The following is a 20,944-nucleotide window of genomic DNA, read 5'->3' as shown; positions in this document are numbered from 1 at the left end:
CATAACTCTCTCTCCACAACCCCCGCCCGCAGGCGGGGATTATCAGTCAGACGTTATTCCCCCCGCGCTGTGATAATCCTCCGGTAGAGCACCGGCAGCGAAATCACCACAATCAGCATCGCGCCAACGATGACTGACATTACGATCCCCGGCACGTTCAGCAGACTGAGGCCGAAGGTCAGCAGGCCCATCAGGAAGGCGGCAATAATGACGCCGGTCATGCTGCCGGAACCGCCCAGCACGCTGACGCCGCCGAGCACCGCCATCGTAATCACGCTCAGTTCCCAGCCGAGTGCCAGCGTCGGGCGCGTACTGCCCAGCCGTGACGTCAGCAGAACCGCCGCCAGCCCGGACATCACGCCGACCAGCACAAACAGCGTCAGGTTATGGCGCTTCACGTTAATGCCGGAATACCAGGCCGCCACCGGATTATTGCCGATGGCGTAGGTACGGCGGCCGAAGTTAGTCTTGTGCAGCAGAAAATAAAAGACGGCGCCCAAAACCAGAAATAACGCGAACTCAAACGACAGCGGCCCCCAGACGTAACCCTGCCCGAACCACGCAAAGCTGGCCGGATATTTATTCAGGGACTGATCCCCGAGCAGTACATACGTGATGCCACGGAACAGGCTCATGGTGCCGATGGTGATCACAATCGACGAGAGATTCAGACGCGTCACCAGCAGCCCGTTAATCAGCCCGCACAATAATCCCACGCTCAGCCCTACGCCCACCAGCGCCGGTGTCGGTAGCCCAGCCTGCGCGCAGAATCCCATTATGGTTGAACTCAGCGCCATCGTTGAAGCGACGGATAAATCGATTTCGCGGGCGATAATCAGCATCGCCATCGGCAGAACAATGATGGCTTTTTCGGTAAAGTTGAACGTCGCGTCCGACAGATTCCAGATATTGAGGAAGTACGGCGAGGCGAGGGCGTTCACCACGAACACCAGCAGCGTCACCCCCAGCAAAAATCCTTCCCAGCACATCAGGCGGCGGAAGAACGGCGTCACGGCCATCGGCACACTTTCCCGTGCAGGCGTGCGCGAAGTTGAAGTTAAGGTCTTATTCATGATCTGGCCTCTGATTCAGGTCCTGATACGTGGACGGAAGGAGAATGGCGTAAAATCAGTCTTCCTTTACGCTTATTGCCGCGTTCGTTGAGAATTACAGCGATGACAATTACCGCGCCCGAAATGGCCATTTGCCAGAACGGCGACACTTCAATTACCGGCAGGGCGTTGTTGATGACGCCGAGGAACAGCGCACCGAGCAGGCAGCCCACCACCGAACCGATGCCGCCCATCGTGCTGATCCCGCCGATAACGCAGGCGGCGACGATCTGCAATTCAAAGCCGTTGGCGACGTCCACGTAGGCGACGGCGAAGCGTGAAATCCACAGGTAACCACAGAAACCCGCCAGCGCGCCGGAAAGGCAGAAACTGATGAACTGCATTTTGCCTGCGTTGATGCCGGTATAATACGCCGCCGTGGCATTGCCTCCCGCCGTGTATAACGCACGACCGGTCCGGCTGTAGCGCAGGAAATACGCCACCAGAATCAGCGCGGCAATCGCGCACCAGCCGAGCAGCGGCAGGCCAAGGAACGGCGCGCGCGGCAGGCTGAGGAAATCCGGGCTCATCTGATGCGCGTTAATCCAGCCGCCGTTCGAGAGCAGGAAAATAATCCCGCGATAAATACTCATGGTGCCCAGCGTGACCACAATCGGCGGGATCCCCACTTTCCAGACCAGCAGGCCATTAATTGCGCCCATGATCAGGCCGAGAACCGTCGCCAGCACGACCAGCGTCCACACCGGAATCTCCGGGTGATGAAAGTTGATCAGTGCCACAATCATGCCGGTCAGTGCCAGATTGGCGGCCATCGACAAATCTATGCCTTTGGTCAGCAACACCATCATCTGGCCGAGCGCGAGAATGATCAGAATCGAGGTGTCGTTGAACATCTCCAGCAGGTTTCCGGCGCCGATAAACTCCGGTGAACGCGCACCGACGCCGAGCACCATCAGGACAATCACCACCGCCAGCAACAGCTCACGGTATTTAAATAAATTCTTGATCATGCCGCCTCCTCGCCTGCGCCGCTGGCGGCACTGACAATCATTTCGGCGGTCGCTTCACCCGCCCTGAATTCCGCCACCATCAGCCCTTCGTGCATCACAATAATCCGGTCGGCCATGCCCATGACTTCCGGCAATTCGGACGACACCATAATCACCGCCAGCCCTCGCCCGACCAGCTCAGACATAAACTGATGCACCGCCGCTTTCGAACCGATATCAATCCCTTTGGTCGGCTCATCAAGAATGATGATGTCCGGCTGCGTCGCCAGCCATTTTGCGATCACCACTTTTTGCTGATTGCCGCCGGACAGCGTGCCCACCGGTTGTCTCCAGCTCGAGGCTTTCACCTGTAACCGGCGCGCATAATCATCGGCCAGCGCCCACTCTTTTTTATCATTGAGCACGCCGCGCGGGTTGAGCTGGCTGAGCTGCGGCAAACTGATGTTCTGGCTGATCGGCAAATCGATAATCGCGCCCTGTTTCTGGCGCTCTTCCGGCACGTACACAATTCCCGCGCGGATGGCCTGAGAAGGGCGGGTGAAATGATGTTCTTTGCCGTGGATCAGAATCTTGCCACCGTTCGGCTGCGTGACGCCAAACAGCGCCTGCATCAGCTCGGTTCGTCCCGCGCCGACCAGCCCGTAGAATCCGAGAATTTCGCCCTTGCGCAGGGAGAAATTGATGCCTGAAAATTCGGTCGGATGGCTGAGATTCTGCACCTGCAACACAGTTTCACCCGGTTCGCAGTTCACTTTCGGATACGCCTGGCTGACTTCGCGCCCGACCATCATCGTGACCATCTGCGGCTCGCTGATATCACTGATTTTGCCGGAGCCGACATAACTGCCGTCGCGCAGCACCGTGTAGAAATCGGAAATCGCGAAAATCTCATCGAACTTGTGCGAGATAAACAGGATGGCTTTTCCTTCGTGTTTCAGACGTTCGACAATCTGATAAAACTCCACAATTTCATGCTGCGACAGCGCCGCCGTCGGTTCGTCGAGGATCACCACCTGCGGATCAAATGACAGCGCGCGGGCAATCGCCACCATATGGCGCTGGGCGATGCTCAGTTCTTTCAAAATGGCGTGCGGATCAATATTCACTTCCAGACGCGTCAGAATATCGCGCGCCTGCTGATGCATCGCCGGCCAGTTCAGTCGCTTGAAAATGCCGCGGTAAACGTAATGGCCGACGAAGATATTTTCGGTAACGGAAAGCTCGTCAAACAGCACGGTTTCCTGATGGATCGCGGTGATACCGATTTTGTGCGCCGATTCCGGATTGGGCAGTTTTATCGGAATCGCTTTATAGCGCAACTCGCCTTCTTCCGGCTGATAAATGCCGGTCATGACTTTCACCAGCGTGGATTTACCCGCGCCGTTTTCGCCTATCAGGGCCGTCACTTTTCCCGGATACAAATCCACATGCACGTTATTCAGCGCCCTGACGCCCGGAAAGACCTTGCTGATGCCCTGTAATGACAAAAGCGGAGTCGTGGAATCTGTCATTTCGTTTCCCCTGTCTGGCTAAGCACAACAAAACGGCTCACCGCACAACGATGAGCCGCCGTCAGGATCAGAATATTTTCGAGAATTTGTCGATGTTGCTGGCGTCGTAAACAAACGGTTCAGCCATCGCGCCGCTGCCGTCTGCGTCCAGTTTCACTTTGCCTAAACGCCCCATGCTGGCTTCGGTTTTGGTGGCGGTGCCTTTGACCAGATCGTCGGCCAGATAGGTTGCGGCGTAGCCAAGATCGATCGGGTTCCAGATGGCAAAACTTTTGGTCGCACCGGATTTCACTGCGCCCGCCATTTCAGACGGCAGACCGAGGCCAGTCACGTAAACTTTGCCGATTTTGCCCTGATCTTTCACCGCCTGCGCGGCGGCCACAATCCCGACAGAAGACGGGGAAATAATGACTTTCAGATCAGGATAAGATTTCAATAAGCCGATGGTTTCGCGGTAGCTTTTATCTGATAAATCATCGCCATATGCGACAGTGACCAGATTGACGGAAGGGTACTTTGGCAGCACCTTTTTCATCTCGGCAATCCACAGATTCTGGTTGGTCGAGGTTGGCGTGGCGCTGAGGATCGCGACATCCCCTTTTTCGACATTCAGTGCTTTCAGTGCGTCGGCGGCCAGTTTGACGTTGGTTTCGCCGATCAGCGCATTGTTGGACGGATTCAGGTGGATCTGACGGCCTTCTTTGGCGACGCCGGAATCCCAGGACACCACTTTAATGCCGCGCTGCATGGCTTTTTTCAGCACCGGCACCAGCGCGTCCGGGTCATTGGCGGAAACGGCAATCGCATCAACGCCCTGGGCAATCAAGCCGTTGAGCACTTCAATCTGCGCTTCGGCGGTGGTGGTGGTCGGGCCGGTGTAAATCACTTTCACATCGCCCAGCTCTTTCGCTGCCTGCTGCGCGCCAACGTTTGCCGCTTCAAAGAAACCGTTGCCCAGTGACTTTGCCACCAGCGCAATCTTCACTTCTGCCGATGCCGCGCCTGCCAGCAGGATGCTGCTCGCGATCAGGGTGAGGCTCAGTACGTGTTTTAATTTCATTGTTTGTACTCCGCATAAGTCTGCATAAAGTTTAACGACCAAAAATTGCCGACGCGCCAGGCGCATGATCACGACTCTAGGAGGTTGCTGAGGATCTGACCTTTCCGCGAGTGCCAGTTCTGCGCTAACTATGGCAAAGCTGCAAAGGTTTAAGAGAACAACCTCACAAATTGATAACAATCTTGTTTCGAGCCACGGAAACACCCCGAAAAAAACCGATTTTCGACCCGGAAAAACCGCACTGAAAGAGGGCGTAAACCTGCGTCATACGCCGGATTGCGAAAGATTGTGTCGGGAAAGAAAGGTTTTGTTCAAAAGCGGCTGGCAGATCACAATTTCAACCCGATGGCGGCGTCAGTGACGACTAAGATATTACGATAATGTTAATAAGGAGTCGGAAATGACCGTGTTACGCAGTAGTGATTATTTCCCCTCAGGGAATTTTCCGGTCGCCATTGAACCCCGTTACCCGCAGGAAACTTTTCCTGAGCATCATCATCAGGATTTCAACGAGATTGTGCTGGTCGAACAGGGCACCGGGACGCATGTTTTTAATGACCATCCGCTGATCCTCAGTGCGGGCAGCGTCTGCTTTGTGCGCCACTGCGACCACCATCTCTACGAAGATACCGACAATCTGCATCTGACCAACGTCCTGTACCGTGGCCCGAATGCGTTTCGTTTCCTCAACGGCGTCAGCGATTTACTGCCGCAGGAAGTCGATGGCATTTATCCGGCGCACTGGCGCATCAGCCCGAATCAGGTGACGCAGGCCAAAACGCTCATCGACCTGCTGGCGCGTAAAACGGTCAGCCAGACACCGGAATCGCAGGCTCAGCAGGAACTGTATTTTATGCAGCTTCTATTGCTGCTGCGTCAGGGCAGCCGTGACGTCGGTTATCGCGGGCAGGGCGGCGACCTGAATAATGTGCTGGACTGGATGAACGAGCATTATGACGAAGAGATTAACTGGCCGGTGCTGGCGGAACAATTCTCCATGTCCCTGCGTACGCTGCATCGCCAGATGAAACAACAAACCGGCTGCACGCCGCTCAATTATCTCAACCGCCTGCGCCTGCTCAATGCGCGCAATATGCTGCGTTTCAGCGACAGCTCGATCACGGACATCGCCCATCAGTGCGGTTTCTGCGACAGCAACTATTTCTCGACCTTATTCAAACGTGAATTTGGGTATGCGCCCCGCCACGTCCGCCAGTAAATACCCTTCATATTTCGAGCTAGAGATGCGTTGGCTGCACGCGGTCACCCGAATCACTGACTTATGTCAGCTCATCGGGATTCCCTTGTTTGCCGCCTTTCTGTAACTCGAACTATTTTGGGTATTCCGAAGGAAAATACTCAATTTGCAAAAATGTTAGGTCGGGCAGACCGATCATGACATTTTTGCCATTTCTCAAAATGAACTGGCAATCACGGAAAGGTAAAAACCTCACGGATAGAACAGGCTGTTAGAACTTTACAAAAAAGAGCTTATTTTTTAACAACTCGTTCATCATCCCTCTATCCGGTCTTTGGAGATTTCTGACATGAGCACAGTTCAAAAACGTATGTACATCAATGGCGAATTTGTTGAAAACACCGGCGGTCGGTGGATTGACGTGGTCAACCCGGCGACAGAACAGGTGATTTCGCAGATCCCTGAAGGCTCTGCGGAAGACGCGAAAAAAGCCATTGATGCTGCCGAAGCCGCGCAGCCGGGCTGGGAAGCGTTGCCTGCGGTGGAACGTGGCGTGTGGCTGCACAAAATCGCCACCGGGATCCGCGAACGCGAAGCCGAACTGACCGAAACCATTATTGCGGAAGGCGGTAAAACCTTCGGCCTGGCGCAAACCGAAGTGCTGTTCACTGCTGATTATCTCGATTACATGGCCGAATGGGCACGCCGTTACGAAGGCGAAATTATTCAAAGCGACCGGCCTAACGAAAATATCTTTGTGTTCCGCAAAGCCATCGGCGTGACCACCGGGATCCTGCCGTGGAACTTCCCGTTCTTCCTGATTGCGCGCAAAGCCGCACCGGCGCTGATCACGGGCAATACCATCGTGATTAAACCGAGCGAAATCACCCCGAATAATGCGGTGATTTTCGCTGAAATCATCCACAAAATTGGTCTGCCTAAAGGCGTGCTGAACATTGTGACCGGCTACGGACCTACCGTCGGGCAGGAACTGGCCGCCAACCCGAAAGTCGGGATGGTCAGCCTGACCGGCAGCGTCGCCGCCGGTATCGCCACCATGACCGCCGCCGCGCAGAACGTCACGAAAGTGTCGCTGGAGCTGGGCGGTAAAGCCCCGGCCATCGTGATGGACGATGCGGATTTGGATCTGGCCGTCAAAGCTATCGTCAGCTCGCGTGTGATCAACACCGGACAGGTTTGTAACTGTGCGGAACGTGTTTACGTCCAGGAAGGCGTATACGACGAATTCATTTCGCGAATCAGCGAGGCGATGAAAAAAGTGACCTTCGGCAACCCCGCCGAAGAAAAAGACCTGGATATGGGGCCGCTCATCAGCGGTGCGGCGTTAAAACGCGTCGAGGACAAAGTGGCGAAAGCCGTATCACAAGGCGCGAAAGTCCTGCTGGGCGGCAAACGGCACGGCGACAAAGGCTTCTTCTATCAGCCCACATTGCTGGTGGATGTGAAACAGGACATGCCGATCATGCACGAAGAAGTATTCGGCCCGGTACTGCCCGTCGCGACATTCAAAACGCTGGATGAAGCCATCGCGATGGCCAACGACAGCGAATACGGGCTGACGTCTTCGATCTACACGTCAAACATCAACACTGCGATGAAAGCGCTCAAGCAACTGAAGTTCGGGGAAACCTACATCAACCGCGAGAACTTCGAAGCGATGCAGGGCTTCCATGCGGGCTGGCGTAAATCCGGCGTCGGCGGCGCGGACGGTAAACACGGCTTGCAGGAATATCTGCAAACTCACGTCGCGTACCTGCAATTCCATTAATTTTGGCATGAAGACAGCCGGAGTGGGGGAAACCTTGTTCCGGTTTTTTTTATCTCATGATCACTGCCTTTAATCCTTCAAAACACCCGCTTAAAATAACTTCGATAAATAAAACAAATCCTATCTGATACAATGATTAATTAGAATTTGATGCACCTAAGGTCTGCATCATGCGTGTCCTGAATATATTCTGCGAGTGAGCACGACAACAATGAGCGTGATACAAAGCCTTATCAAACAAGCCTTTGGAACCGGAAACAGCAATGAAGCCGCGAGTTTTCTCGCGAGCGCCTGTAACCGGATGAAGGCAATGGACAAAACCACTATCGCCCGCGAAGTGGAAAATGCGCTGAAAGGCGTCAGTTTCGGCCGCTCTGATGCAGATAAGGCAAAGGTTAAAACCGTTTTTAAAGACACCGCCGTCACGCTGGAAAGACTGGCCTCGCTGGAAAAACAGGTGCGCAGCCTCACCCACGAACTCGCCGTTACGCGCAATAAACCTGTCACCGGCAATGCTGAAGAGATCGGGCAGATGAGGGATGAAGCTTATCGCCTGAACGCCCGGATCACCGAATTGCAACGTCAGGCCGAAATTCAAAGGATCCAGCACGCGGATGAACTGGCGCTGCTCCGTTCACGTCAGCAAAACGCCGGGGCTTCGACCTCTGCTGAGCTGGACGCCGCAAATAAGCTGATCAGCTATACCGGCAGCCAGATGGCCGCGATGGCGGCAGCGCGCGATAAGTTGCAACAGCGTTTAAATCAGATGGAAAGCGATTCAGAACACCGCGTAGGCGAAGAAGAAAATAAACGCCATGCTGCCAACCGCCGGGCGGATGGTAATTACGCGCTGCTTGAACAGCAAAAAGAACTCACTTCAGAAGCGAACCGCAAAATCACCCAACTGCGTGTCAGCCTGAAACGTGAGGAGTTTGAAGGGCAATCGGCGAAAGAGAATCTGGTGAAATTGAAAAAGCGGCTGGCCGAACGGGATGACGAAAACGCCCGTTTAACCGAAGGTTTTCGCCAGAATGAAGAAGATTGCGAAAGATTGGGCAACGCACTGGAACGCACGCAGCAGGAGTTCGCGGCGTATAAAGCCAAAAAGGAACGCTTCAGCCGTTGGATCCATATGCCCGGCGCGATGATGGGTATCGCCGTTTCGGCGATCATCCTGTATTCAGGCGCCCAGCCGGGACATCTTTACGACAGCCTCGCCCCCGCCGCCTTCCTCGGCTGCGTGGTGTACGCGCTTTCCCATATGATCGCGTACACCCGAAAAGCATAACCTCCGTAAAAGCCGGTTTTCACCGGCTGATCAGGCTTATTTCACCGCGCCTTTCCCTTCGCTACTCCAATCTTCTATTTGTGATAACAATCACGGAACTCTCGCGTTGTTAGGTTTACTTTTCGCACTCTTATTTTAATTATCCTATTGATTTTATTGTATTTATATTAATGATGAATCATTGGTGAATTCACTTTCCGGTCAATGATTATTCCTCTCAGCTTAAGGACTAAGCACGTGCCACTCAATGGAACCCGCTTTACCATCAATGTCGGAAAAACTCCTAAAGACACTTTTGCCGTCCTGAATTTTAACCTTTCCCAAAGCTACTCAGAACTCTTTACCCTGGGTGTCGTGCTGGTCAGCAGCGACCCGGCTATCGGGTTTGAAAAAGTGCTGGATGAAGTGGCGACGCTGGTGATCTGGCAGGGTGACGAAATAAAGCGCAGGGTTCGCAGTATCGTCACCTTTTGCGAGCAGGGCGATACCGGCAAAAACCAGACGCTGTACCGCATGATTATCCGCCCTTATTTTTGGCGCAGTTCCTTGCGCCGCAACTGCCGCAGTTTTCAGAACCTCAATATTGTTGCCATTCTCGCCCCCTTGCTCAAAGAGATGGGCGTCCTCAAACACGACACGCTGTTCCGCTCCAGCCACAGCTGGCGCGAGTTTTGTGTCCAGTTTATGGAAAGCGATTTCGATTTCATCTCGCGCCTGACCGCCGAAGAGGGGATTTTCTTTTACGAAGAAGAGTTCCTGAAGGCCAACGATCAAAAACTCACTTTCGCGGACAACTGCAGCGCATTGACCAATATCGGCGCGTTCCCGTACAACCCGAACGCCGCCTCCGAGGCTGAGACCTACTGCATCAACAATTTCCGTCGCAGCGCGCAGGTTCGCCCCTCAAAAGTCATCACGCAGGATTACACGTTTACCGCGCCGAACTGGCAGGCGCAGTATCAGGAAAAACCGTCAAAAATGGGACACCAGCATACGGTGTACGACGTGTTTGACTATCCGGGGCGGTTTAAAGACGAGCAGCACGGCGCCGATTTCGCCAAATATCAGATGGAAGGCTGGCGCAACGACGCTGACATGGTGATAGGAAGCACTAACTCACCGCAGCTCTGTCCCAGCGTGTGCTTTACCCTGACCGACCACCCGCGCGAAGACCTGAACGCCAACTGGCAGGTAGTCTCCATCGAAATGCACGGCGACCAGCCGCAGGCGTGGATAGGGAACGAAGGCCAGGGAACCACGCTGAGCACCCAATTTGAGGTTATCCCTTCCACCCAAACCTGGCGGCCCATGCCGAAGCCGAAGCCCCGCATCGACGGCCCGCAGATCGCCATCGTCACCGGCCCGCCGGGCGAAGAAATTTTCTGCGACGAGCACGGCCGCGTGCGAGTGAAATTCGCGTGGGATCGCTATAACAAAGCCGACAACTACAGCTCGTGCTGGATCCGCGTGTCACAGGCGTGGGCTGGCACGGGTTTCGGCAATATCGCGATCCCGCGCGTCGGGCAGGAAGTGATCGTCGATTTCCTCAACGGCGACCCTGACCAGCCAATTATCACCGGTCGCACCTACCACGCCAGCAACCGCTCGCCGGGTGACCTGCCGGGCACCAAAACGCAGATGGCTATCCGCTCACAAACCTACAAAGGCAGCGGTTACAACGAACTGATGTTCGAAGATGCGACCAGTCAGGAACTCCTGTCGATGCACGCGCAGAAGGACATGAAGACGGTAGTGCTGAATGATCAATACAATACCGTTCAGCACGATCGTGAAATAGTCGTAGGAAATGACCAGCGCTTATCGGTTGCCCGGGATGATACGGTCATCGTGGAAAGAGACCGCCATACCACTATCAAAGGTGGCTTGCATCTCGATGTAAAAGCCCACAGAGAAGAATTCTCACAGGCGAATTATCACAGTGAAACTGCCGGTGATTACTCACGACTGACTGAGGGCAAGGAAACGATCTTAACGGGCAAAGAGAACAGTATTCAGGCCAAAAAAATCAATCTTAAAGGCAACGAGAAAGTAGATATTCAGGGACCCATGGGGCGCATCACTATTGATGAGTCCGGCATCACGCTGGAAGGTCCGGTTATCCGGCTCCGCGGTAAGGTTGAAATACTCCCGCCAGTGGTTTCCTCTCTGTCAGCATCAAAAGGTGGTGGCAGAAGCTTTAGTAACGTCGAAATTCATGCCTCAACCTTCTCGCCGGCTGAAGATGATAATGCGCAAAGCCCTTCTTCGGATAACAAGAATACGGCCCCCTCAGATGATAAGAAAGATGAAGTGGATAAAGACAATGAAGAGGATAAATATAAGGCCCGTTTCTTACTCGAAGACGACCAGAATAATCCCTATACCGGGACGGACTATATTGCCTTTTTGCCTGATGGAAGCCAGATGACCGGCCAGACTGACGATCAGGGCTATACGCAAATATTTACTAGCGAAAAAGCCGATCAGATACATGTTGAAGCTGTATTGCATAACAATCAAAGCAGGATTCAATAATCATGGACGTTAATGCGTATTTCACCCTAAAAGCCCTGAATCAGGATGCTTGCGTTACAATAGATTTCACAAAATATACTTATGTGATGAGCCTTCGTGAGGCTTCTGGCGAGCAGGATATTTTACATTCTGAACCAGAGACTGCTTTCACGCAGGACGGCCATTCTGCACATCATCACATGACGTTTGTAAATGCACCTACTGAGAAACCCCTGGTGTATTGCGATATTTTTTGTCAGGGATTATGCACGGATAAAAATATTCTGATTAATTCATTCCCGGATGCCAGTACCACGAACAACTGGACAGTGTTTAATAAAAAGTTTAGTTCTGCAGAAACAACAAAGAACCCGGCATTCGATAAAATTTGCACAATATCCAATCACCGAATTTTTATTGATTCGCAGTTCCCCGTCGGGCATCCCAACGATCCTTTTGAGAAGAGTAAAATAGAACGGCAGTTACGGGCGAGGTTGGAGTATCGGGCATTAGCATCAGAATACATGCGATTTCAATTTCCTGACCAACGTGACGCAAGTTTATGTGGGCCTGCAGCGTTCTTATTTTCCCTTTTAAAGGATCGGCCTGATGTCTACAGTCAATTCATAAAGGACTTATGGAATGATGGAATAGGTATTCTGGGCAGTCTTAAAGTAATACCTTCTGAAGGGTGTTGCCATCCAGTAAATTACACCAGGCCCGATGCAAGCACACGTTTGCCAGCGATTGACTGGATATCATTGGCAAGTCTGAGGGACAATGAAAATATTTTTATGAAATATAATTCTCCGGATGATACGGTTAGCGGGATCACGTTGCCTGAAGGTATAATAAAATGGGTTTCAGCGGTTGGCGCAGAAATAATTTTCCATGAGATGACGCTGACGTCTTGGTCAAAAAATAAAGTATTAGAATTAAATAAATTGGTTGAGCCAACTAACCATGTAGCTGTACTCGTTAATGATGGTTTACTTAGTGGTGGTGAGAGTGGATATCCTTCACACTGGATTGTTCTTGAAGAAAAACTGAGTTTATATGAATCTAATTTATTGGTAAGTAGCGAAACGAGCGATAGTGAGCTAGTTGATGCTAAGTTGTTTTCATGGGGGGAGTCTAAAGAATTAAGTAAATTTAGGTTAAGTGGTCCCATGTCGTTTGGTAAGTACAGAACATATGTTTATGGATGTGTTGTTTTTAAAAAAATACCGTGAGGATAGGATGAGAAATTTTTTTATTTTTTTCATTATTGCTATTTCTGGATGTTGCTCAGTTATTGACAATAAGCATATAGGATTTTTACCTGAGAAGCTCCCTCAGGCGGTAGCAGGGGAGGCGTTTTATGCAACGATATACACCAATGGTTTTCCTGTAACATGGATGAGTTTCGTTAATGATGGGGTTTACTTAAATGAATACATTGAGGACGGTTTGAAAATAAAGTTAATTTCTCCCAGAGAGGATAATTCAGAAAGTCGAGGTGTCATTGAAATTTCGGGTATTCCTCTGGCGTTGAAGTCTTTTGATATACATATTGTTGGCTCAACCGTCGGGACACAATGTCCTGGTTTGCAGTTTTCGAAGACATACAGAATATCAGTTATTAAGTCAGATAATGAGTCGCTAAAGTTAAGCCTCCGTGACTCTGATAATCATAATGCAATGACTAAATGTTTGGGTAGGGTTATTTAAATATGAATGCTTTTTTATAAATTGTAGATGAATGGTATTTGAAATCAACCTAAAAGAGACGGTCATGAAGTCAAATTATCTTGCTTTGATTTTTTTAATTACTGGATGCTGCTCTCTGGAAGAAAGACATGTTGACTTATATCCACAAAAACCTCCTGTAGCGAGAGTTGGAAACCCCTATCATGTTAGGATTATTACGAAGGGTTCACCAGTCAGGAGACTGGACGTTATAAATGTAGAAGGATTTTCAGATAGCGGTATGAATATACGGGCGTATGTTGATAGTTCGATGTACGGATTCATTGAAATAACAGGGGTGCCAAATAAGGTTGGGATTATATCTTTTGAAGTGGAAGGCTCAACGCCTGGTACTCAGTGTTCCGGTTTACAGTTTAGAAAAAAGCTCAAACTGGTGATGATAGATCCTGAATTAAAATCGGAAGTCCAAACTGTAATCCTATTGAGAAATGAACCGGTGGTTATAAAATGCCTTTAGCAAAAGGAGTATACATGCAATTAATAAAATCCTTTTAGCTTTCATCAATAATTATATGAGGTCTTTTACGTGTTTATTGATTTTGCTTTTCTTAAATGGTTGTTGCTGGAAGACCCCAGATCTGGAGTTGAAGTATGATAATTATCTAATTACCAAAGTGGGAGAGCCATATTATTTGAAAATAGAAACCCTTTTCGTTGTTTACGAAATAAAATTTAATGATAATAAATTAGATGACGGTCTGAATTTGAATGTATTACACCCTACTAAAGATGGTGGAATCTCAAGAGGGATATTCGAAATAAAGGGAACACCTCAGCATGAGGGGATCTCACAGCTAACCGTTGAAGGTTCAACCCCTGGCACTTCATGTTCAGGTCAACATTTTATAAAGACCATCACAGTAATTATACTGGGTAAAGATTCAGTTCTTGATGTGGAAAAAATCACACCCACATCCACACCCACAAAAATAACCACAACATGTCTTTAACCCTCTTTGGAGTCGATCACGATGCCTAATCTGGCCGTAATACTTAAAGGCGATAAAACCACGCACGGTGGAACAGTAACAGAAGGGTTTGAACAGGTAACGTGTTCAAATATACCCGTTGCAGGCGTTGGGCATCGGGTCTCATGCCCGATGTGTAAAGGAACTTTTCCCATTACGGAAGGTACGCCTCAAATTACAGTTAATGGATTGGCATTAGCTGTGGAGGGGATGAAAACCGTTTGCGGCGCTCAACTGATCGCTTCTCAGAGAATTTTCACTGTCTGATCAATAAAGTACCCCTAAGAGAAGACACTTCTCTGCATCACCAATCCTGAAGCTGAATCTCTACTTCATCGAGCCTAACGCTGCCTGGGAACCGAACGCGGCTGTGTCGGTTACCCGTCATGTTGAAGCTAAACGTAAGCACATGGTATGACTTCTGTGAAAACGCTTTCCCTGCCCAAATCCGCGCGTCACCAGCCATCCGGTTCTATTTGTTTTGTAAAGGCAGGGCGGTGCCCTATATCGGAACACTGTGCGTATAAAAAAGCCGCGACTTATTCCCGGTTGTGCAAATAGTGGTCTACATTCATTCAGTAAGCGGAATTTTATGAGGAATGCGAAACAGGATATTCCGACTGATATTGTGATTTTTGTGCGTTATGAATTGCGTTTATTTGTAATTTACTGTTTTTATAAAATTATTAAAAATCAATGCGTTAAATTTACTGTAATCGCTTCCATCTAACATAATGAATAACCCTGATGTTCTCAGGTTAATTTTCAAGTGAAACAAGTCGTTTATTTCATATGGGAGAAAAAAAGCCACAGGTTGTATATACACGCAGGTTTTGCGCGGAGATTTAAAATGAAATTGACCCCCAAATGTACTCTGCGTGCGGTATTTTGTTAAAAAGTTATATTTGTAAAGTTGCGTATGTACTAACAGGAAGAAAAAAACTATAGTGACGCTCTTCACCGCTCTCAATCAGATTGGTCGATTTGTGTCTACTTCTAATGTCTAAAATTGAGATGTGCGTCGTCTTTTTTGACTCAACCTTTTAACGTAAAACAAAAGAACTCATAAAGTGAACGCCAAAACTTCTGCTTTTATCATCACGTTTCTATCAGTTTTGAACCCAGTTTCAGTCAGTTACGCACAGTCAGCGTCGGGCACCTCGGCGAAAGATTCCGATGATACGTCAGATTCTTCCTCGCTGATGGTTATCAAACGTGAAAGCACCGGCGGAGTATCCGAGCTGGACACGCCTGCTGCAGTCAGCGTGATTGATGGCGACGATTTCAGAAACAGCAAAGCGCAGGTTAACCTGTCGGAAAGTCTGGGCAGCGTGCCGGGTTTACAGGTGCAGAACCGTCAGAACTATGCGCAGGATTTACAGCTTTCCGTTCGCGGGTTCGGCAGCCGTTCCATGTATGGCGTGCGCGGCGTGCGTATTTATGTTGATGGTATTCCGGCCACCATGCCAGACGGGCAGGGGCAGACTTCCAATATCGATCTGAACTCGGTCGACCGCGTTGAAGTGCTGCGTGGCCCGTATTCGGCGCTGTACGGCAACTCATCCGGCGGCGTGGTGAACGTGGATACGCAAACCGGTTCGCAGCCCGCCAAACTTGAAGCTGGTACCTATTTCGGCAGTTACGGTTCTTTCCGTAACAGCGTAAAAGCCAGCGGCGCAACCGGCGACGGTACGCACGCGGGCGATGTGAATTACCTGATTTCCGGTTCGCGTTTCACCACCGACGGTTACCGCGACCACAGCGGTACGCAGAAAAATCTCGGTAACGGCAAACTGGGCGTGCGTATCGATGACGCCAGCACCCTGACGCTGATGTTTAACAGCGTGTCCGTGGATGCGAACGATCCGGGCGGTCTGACCGAATCCGAATGGCATGACAACCCGAAACAGGCGACACGTGCCGATCAGTACAATGCGCGTAAATCGCTGGATCAGACGCAAGTCGGCCTGCGCTACCAGCGTCAGATGGGCGAGAACGACGAGTTCAGTCTGATGACGTATCACGGCGAGCGCCACACGACGCAATACCAAACCATTCCTGCCGCGTCGCAGAAAAACCCGCTGAACGCTGGTGGTGTGATTGTGCTGGAGCGTAAATATTCCGGTGTGGATACCCGCTGGAAACACGACGATCAGATCGGTTCTGTGCCGTTCTCCGTCACCGGTGGCCTGGATTATGAAACCATGACCGAGCGCCGTTTCGGGTATGAGAACTTTGATTCTGATGGCGATCTTGGCGTGAAGGGCAATGAACGCCGTAACGAAAAGAACGTGATGTGGAACCTTGATCCGTATCTGCAAACTACATGGAACCTGACGCCGCGCTGGACGCTGGATGTTGGCGCGCGCTACAGCACCGTCAATTTCGATTCAACGGATTACTACATCACCGGCAGCAACCCGGATGACAGCGGTTCACGCCGTTACCATAAACTGTTGCCGATGGCGTCCCTGAACTTCGCGGTCACGCCGACGCTGAACACTTATGTGTCTGCGGGACGTGGTTTTGAAACGCCGACCATTAACGAGCTTTCTTACCGCACTGACGGCCAGTCAGGTCTGAACCTGGATCTGCAACCGTCGACCAGCACCACGGTTGAAGTTGGCAGCAAATGGCGCGTGGGCAACGGGTTAGTGACCGCCGCCGTGTTCCAGACCGATACCGATGACGAGCTGATTGTTGCCGAAAGCGTCGGCGGCCGTTCGAGCTACATGAACGCCGGGAAAACCCGTCGTCGCGGGCTTGAGCTGTCGCTGGATCAGCAGTTCGAAGAGAACTGGCGCGTGAAAATGGCCTGGACGTTACTCGATGCAACATTCCGCAACGAAACCTGCGGTGCGGGCGACTGTACGCCAGCGGGTAACCGTCTGCCGGGGATCGCCCGCAACATGGGTTATGCCTCGCTGGAATGGGCACCGGTTGACGGCTGGCACGCGGGCGCAGATGTTCGTTACATGAGCGACATCGAAGTCAACGATGAAAACAGCGAGCAGGCCCCGGCCTATACCGTCGCCAGCGTGAACGCAGGTTACCGCTTCAACTGGAGCAAAGTGACGCTCGACCTGTTCACCCGCGTCGACAACCTGTTCGACAAAAATTATGTCGGTTCCGTGATCGTCAATGAAGGCAATGGCCGCTATTTCGAGCCAGCACCTGGCAGGAACTACGGTGGCGGAGCTACGCTCTCTTATAGCTTCGAATAAGTTTTACGTTTTTCAGTCAGTCACAGAAGTCCGTTTTAATTCAGTAGAAAAGTACCCCGCGACGCTGCCAGACGCCTGCACGTATTTACGCTGGCAGCATTCGCAAGGCATGACGCCCGTGTAAACCGGGTGTTCTTGAAGATTCAGCGCACCTGAATCGACGATTATAAAAATCTGTAAGGTCATCAACTATGGAAACGAAAGCCTCGTTATCACGCATCGTCGTCATAATTACCGCTTTGTTCGCCGCGTTAAGCGGGATTTATCTTTTAGCCGGCGGTATCTGGCTGGCGAAATTAGGGGGGTCTCTTTATTACATTATTGCCGGTGTGATTTCGCTGGTCACCGCGTGGCTGCTGTTCCGCCGTCGCTCTTCTGCATTACTGCTTTACGCCGTGTTCCTGTTCGGCACCACCCTCTGGGCTGTATGGGAAGTGGGTACTGACTTCTGGGCGCTGACACCGCGTCTGGACGTGACCTTCTTCCTCGGCCTGTGGATCCTGCTGCCCGTCGTTTATAACCAGATGACTGCGAAGAACGCTTTCGCGCGTGGCGCACTGGCGCTGTCGCTGGTGTTCACGGTGATCGTTCTGGGCTACTCCATTTTCAACGACCCGCAGGTCATCAACGGTACGATTAAAGCGGCAGATTCTGCGCCTGCAAAATCGGATTCCGGTATTCCTGACGGTGACTGGCCTGCCTATGGCCGTACTCAGGGCGGTACCCGTTACTCGCCGCTGAGCCAGATCAACGACCAGAACGTCAGCAAGCTGGATGTGGCCTGGACTTTCCGTACCGGCGACCTGAAAACAGCGAACGATCCGGGTGAAATCACGGATGAAGTGACGCCAATCAAAATCGGCGACATGCTTTACCTGTGTACGCCGCACCAGAAACTGTTTGCTCTGGATGCCGCGACCGGTAAAGAGAAGTGGAAGTTTGATCCGCAGCTCAAGCCTAACCCGACTTTCCAGCACGTGACCTGCCGTGGTGTGTCTTATCATGAGGCCACGCCAGCCGCGCAAGGCACCGAAACGAACGGCGCAGCCCCTGCTGTTTGTTCACGTCGTATCATTCTGCCTGTCAACGATGGCCGTCTGTTTGCACTGGACGCTGAAACCGGCGCACGTTGCCCGGCATTCGGTAACAACGGTGAGCTGAACCTGCAAAGCAACATGCCTAACGCGGTTCCGGGCCACTACGAACCGACTTCACCGCCAATCATCACCAAATCTGTGATCATTGTTGCCGGTGCGGTAACCGATAACTTCTCAACCCGCGAACCTTCCGGCGTGATCCGTGGCTTTGACGTTGAGACCGGTAAACTGTTGTGGGCCTTCGATCCGGGCGCGTCTGACCCGAACAAGCTGCCTGCTGATGGCGAGCACTTCGTGGCGAACTCCCCGAACTCATGGGCTCCGGCGTCATATGACGACAAACTGGATCTGGTTTATCTGCCAATTGGCGTAGCGACACCTGACATCTGGGGCGGCAACCGTACGCCAAATATGGAACGTTTCGCGAGCGGCCTGCTGGCGCTGAACGCGTCCACCGGTAAACTGGCCTGGTTCTACCAGACCGTTCACCACGACTTGTGGGATATGGACGTTCCGGCGCAGCCAACGCTGGCTGATATCACCGACAAGAGCGGCAACAAAGTGCCTGCGATTTATGTGCCGACCAAAACCGGTAACATCTTCGTGCTGGATCGCCGTGACGGTAAGCTGATTGTTGATGCGCCTGAGAAACCGGTTCCGCAGGGTGCGGCGAAAGGCGACCACGTGTCTCCGACTCAGCCATTCTCCAAACTGACCTTCCGTCCGGAAGCCAAACTGACCGGCAAGGACATGTGGGGCGCGACGATTTACGACCAGCTGATGTGTCGTGTGATCTTCCACAAACTGCGTTACGAAGGGACGTTTACGCCGCCTTCCGAGCAGGGCACGCTGGTATTCCCGGGTAACCTGGGGATGTTCGAGTGGGGCGGTATTTCTGTGGATACCGACCGTCAGGTGGCTATCGCTAACCCGATCGCGCTGCCGTTCGTGTCGAAACTGATCCCACGTGGCCCTGGCAACCCAATCGAGCCAGATGCCAACGATAAAGGCGGTTCCGGTTCTGAGTCGGGTATCCAGCATCAGTACGGCGTGCCTTACGCGGTTACCCTGAACGCGTTCCTGTCTCCGCTGGGCTTCCCATGTAAACAGCCTTCATGGGGTTACATTTCCGGCGTTGACCTGAAAACCAACGACATCGTGTGGAAAAAACGTATCGGCACCGTGCGCGACAGCTCACCGCTTCCGCTGCCGTTCAAAATGGGTATGCCAATGCTGGGCGCACCGATTTCCACAGCCGGTAACGTGTTCTTCATCGCAGCAACCGCAGACAACTACCTGCGCGCGTTCAACATGAGCAACGGTGACAAACTGTGGGAAGCCCGTCTGCCCGCAGGCGGCCAGGCCACCCCAATGACGTACTCTGTGAATGGCAAACAGTACGTTGTTATCGCAGCCGGTGGTCACGGTTCGTTCGGCACCAAACTGGGCGATTACATCATCGCTTACGCACTGCCAGACGCGAAATAATCCGCGTTTGAAGAAAGTGTGAAGATAATGGAAAGGCCGCGAAAGCGGCCTTTTTTGTACCCGAAATATCGCTCTTTATTCGCTATGTCCGGCAGCCCGTCACCTGCGGGTAGTTACGGCAAACCAGAATGAGTTTATCTTTGGGCTCGAAGCCTTTATCGAGCATACATTGCTGAATTTGTGCGGCCTTCAGGACGGTCGGAAGAAAAGACACTGAGCCCAGCGGATTCGGGTAGCCACACTCATACATCGTCTGTAACGCGAGCTTATTGTTCTCAACGGCATGGGAAAAATGCAGTGAAGCCCCGGCCTTACGCCAGCGGATGAACTGGGATTCATCTACGCCCGAACCCGGTTTGATATAGTAGAAACCCCCATCAGCGACAAAAGGCAGCGCTTCGAGTTGCTTCTGGCTCACCGGACGGCCCTGCTGTTTAGCCACGCAGGCGGGCGTGTTTTTGTTCACATCGCAAATATGAAAATCATGCTTAAACGTAAATCCCTTGCCTTCCATGCACTGGTAATAAAGAACGGTTTCGTTATCGGTAAAATCCGGTTCAGGCCCCGGCAGCGGCACGCCGCATTGCCCCATCGCGACGCGGGTTTCATCGATTGAGGTATGAGGGCGCTGCCATTGCGTTAAATCCGGTGGCGGAGGACATCCGGTCAGCAGAAAAACAGACGCTGTCAGAGCAGGCAAAGAAATCATTACAGAGAGGCGGGGCATAAAAATCCTTGAGTAATCATATTATGAACGTCCCTGGACCCCGCGTGTGCGTGGGGAGTAACGTGAGCGGAAAAAGTATAGTCCAAAGAAAGTGATTTTATCGCCCTGAGGGGGACTATCTCACCGAAACAGGCAGCGAAAATCGGCGGCAGCCTGAATCAGGCTGAGAGCCGGAAAGGCACAGTTTTGTGTCAGATTTATATAAGTTTTTTATAAGTCTTATAATGATAAATTTAATCCATAAAAAT

The 20,944-nt window shown here is 51.7% G+C and carries 16 protein-coding genes; 11 read left to right on the top strand and 5 right to left on the bottom strand.

Features of this window, described 5'->3' with window-relative positions; genetic code table 11:
• Positions 1 to 53: 53 nt before the first annotated feature.
• The 4 genes from ACM5QY_RS24975 to rhaS (ACM5QY_RS24960) form a co-directional block, all read right to left on the bottom strand.
• Complete coding sequence (locus ACM5QY_RS24975; RefSeq protein WP_416123329.1) at positions 54 to 1,073, bottom strand: ABC transporter permease; 1,020 nt, start codon at positions 1,071 to 1,073, stop codon at positions 54 to 56.
• A complete protein-coding gene (locus ACM5QY_RS24970; RefSeq protein WP_416123328.1) occupies positions 1,070 to 2,083 on the bottom strand; it encodes an ABC transporter permease in 1,014 nt (337 codons plus the stop codon). The genes ACM5QY_RS24975 and ACM5QY_RS24970 overlap by 4 nt, the downstream gene beginning before the upstream one ends.
• The gene (locus ACM5QY_RS24965; protein ID WP_416123327.1) at positions 2,080 to 3,594 is read right to left on the bottom strand and encodes a sugar ABC transporter ATP-binding protein; all 1,515 of its coding nucleotides are present in this window, start codon (positions 3,592 to 3,594) and stop codon (positions 2,080 to 2,082) included. Before ACM5QY_RS24965 ends, ACM5QY_RS24970 begins: the two co-directional genes overlap by 4 nt.
• A gap of 67 nt (positions 3,595 to 3,661) precedes the next feature.
• Positions 3,662 to 4,654 carry a rhamnose ABC transporter substrate-binding protein gene (gene rhaS, locus ACM5QY_RS24960; protein WP_104925188.1) on the bottom strand — a complete coding sequence of 331 codons (993 nt, stop codon included), beginning with the start codon at positions 4,652 to 4,654 and terminating at the stop codon, positions 3,662 to 3,664.
• A gap of 400 nt (positions 4,655 to 5,054) precedes the next feature.
• Between rhaS (ACM5QY_RS24960) and rhaS (ACM5QY_RS24955) the strand changes: the two genes are divergently transcribed.
• From rhaS (ACM5QY_RS24955) to ACM5QY_RS24905, 11 genes are all read left to right on the top strand, one after another.
• On the top strand, positions 5,055 to 5,873 hold the full coding sequence (gene rhaS, locus ACM5QY_RS24955) for an HTH-type transcriptional activator RhaS (RefSeq protein WP_416123326.1): 819 nt from the start codon (positions 5,055 to 5,057) through the stop codon (positions 5,871 to 5,873).
• A 328-nt stretch (positions 5,874 to 6,201) separates the two neighbouring features.
• On the top strand, positions 6,202 to 7,641 hold the full coding sequence (gene aldA, locus ACM5QY_RS24950; RefSeq protein WP_416123325.1) for an aldehyde dehydrogenase: 1,440 nt from the start codon (positions 6,202 to 6,204) through the stop codon (positions 7,639 to 7,641).
• Positions 7,642 to 7,852: 211 nt separating this feature from the next.
• Complete coding sequence (locus ACM5QY_RS24945; protein WP_416123324.1) at positions 7,853 to 8,929, top strand: coiled-coil domain-containing protein; 1,077 nt, start codon at positions 7,853 to 7,855, stop codon at positions 8,927 to 8,929.
• Between the two features lie 237 nt (positions 8,930 to 9,166).
• Positions 9,167 to 11,464: a type VI secretion system tip protein TssI/VgrG gene (gene tssI / locus ACM5QY_RS24940; protein WP_416123323.1), complete on the top strand. Its 2,298-nt coding sequence runs from the start codon at positions 9,167 to 9,169 to the stop codon at positions 11,462 to 11,464.
• Between the two features lie 2 nt (positions 11,465 to 11,466).
• Positions 11,467 to 12,675, top strand: coding sequence for a hypothetical protein (locus ACM5QY_RS24935; protein ID WP_416123322.1), 1,209 nt, complete (start codon positions 11,467 to 11,469; stop codon positions 12,673 to 12,675).
• On the top strand, positions 12,644 to 13,153 hold the full coding sequence (locus ACM5QY_RS24930; protein ID WP_416123321.1) for a hypothetical protein: 510 nt from the start codon (positions 12,644 to 12,646) through the stop codon (positions 13,151 to 13,153). Before ACM5QY_RS24935 ends, ACM5QY_RS24930 begins: the two co-directional genes overlap by 32 nt.
• Positions 13,154 to 13,217: 64 nt before the next feature.
• On the top strand, positions 13,218 to 13,649 hold the full coding sequence (locus ACM5QY_RS24925) for a hypothetical protein (RefSeq protein WP_416123320.1): 432 nt from the start codon (positions 13,218 to 13,220) through the stop codon (positions 13,647 to 13,649).
• 127 nt (positions 13,650 to 13,776) lie between these two features.
• Positions 13,777 to 14,142: a hypothetical protein gene (locus tag ACM5QY_RS24920; protein WP_416123319.1), complete on the top strand. Its 366-nt coding sequence runs from the start codon at positions 13,777 to 13,779 to the stop codon at positions 14,140 to 14,142.
• A gap of 21 nt (positions 14,143 to 14,163) precedes the next feature.
• A complete protein-coding gene (locus tag ACM5QY_RS24915) occupies positions 14,164 to 14,427 on the top strand; it encodes a PAAR domain-containing protein (protein ID WP_416123318.1) in 264 nt (87 codons plus the stop codon).
• An 803-nt stretch (positions 14,428 to 15,230) separates the two neighbouring features.
• A complete protein-coding gene (gene pqqU / locus ACM5QY_RS24910; RefSeq protein ID WP_416123317.1) occupies positions 15,231 to 17,384 on the top strand; it encodes a TonB-dependent receptor PqqU in 2,154 nt (717 codons plus the stop codon).
• 191 nt (positions 17,385 to 17,575) lie between these two features.
• Positions 17,576 to 19,969 carry a glucose/quinate/shikimate family membrane-bound PQQ-dependent dehydrogenase gene (locus tag ACM5QY_RS24905; protein WP_416123316.1) on the top strand — a complete coding sequence of 798 codons (2,394 nt, stop codon included), beginning with the start codon at positions 17,576 to 17,578 and terminating at the stop codon, positions 19,967 to 19,969.
• A gap of 82 nt (positions 19,970 to 20,051) precedes the next feature.
• Here the strand turns inward: ACM5QY_RS24905 and ACM5QY_RS24900 are convergent, their stop codons facing one another.
• Positions 20,052 to 20,696, bottom strand: a complete 645-nt coding sequence (locus ACM5QY_RS24900) for a hypothetical protein (RefSeq protein WP_416123315.1) — start codon at positions 20,694 to 20,696, stop codon at positions 20,052 to 20,054.
• Between the last annotated feature and the right edge of the window lie 248 nt (positions 20,697 to 20,944).

Origin of the sequence: Rahnella sp. PCH160, assembly GCF_047784855.1 — a bacterium.
Taxonomy (GTDB): Bacteria; Pseudomonadota; Gammaproteobacteria; order Enterobacterales; family Enterobacteriaceae; genus Rahnella.
Note: the sequence above shows the minus strand (reverse complement) of the source record. Positions and strands in the feature narration are given on the sequence as shown.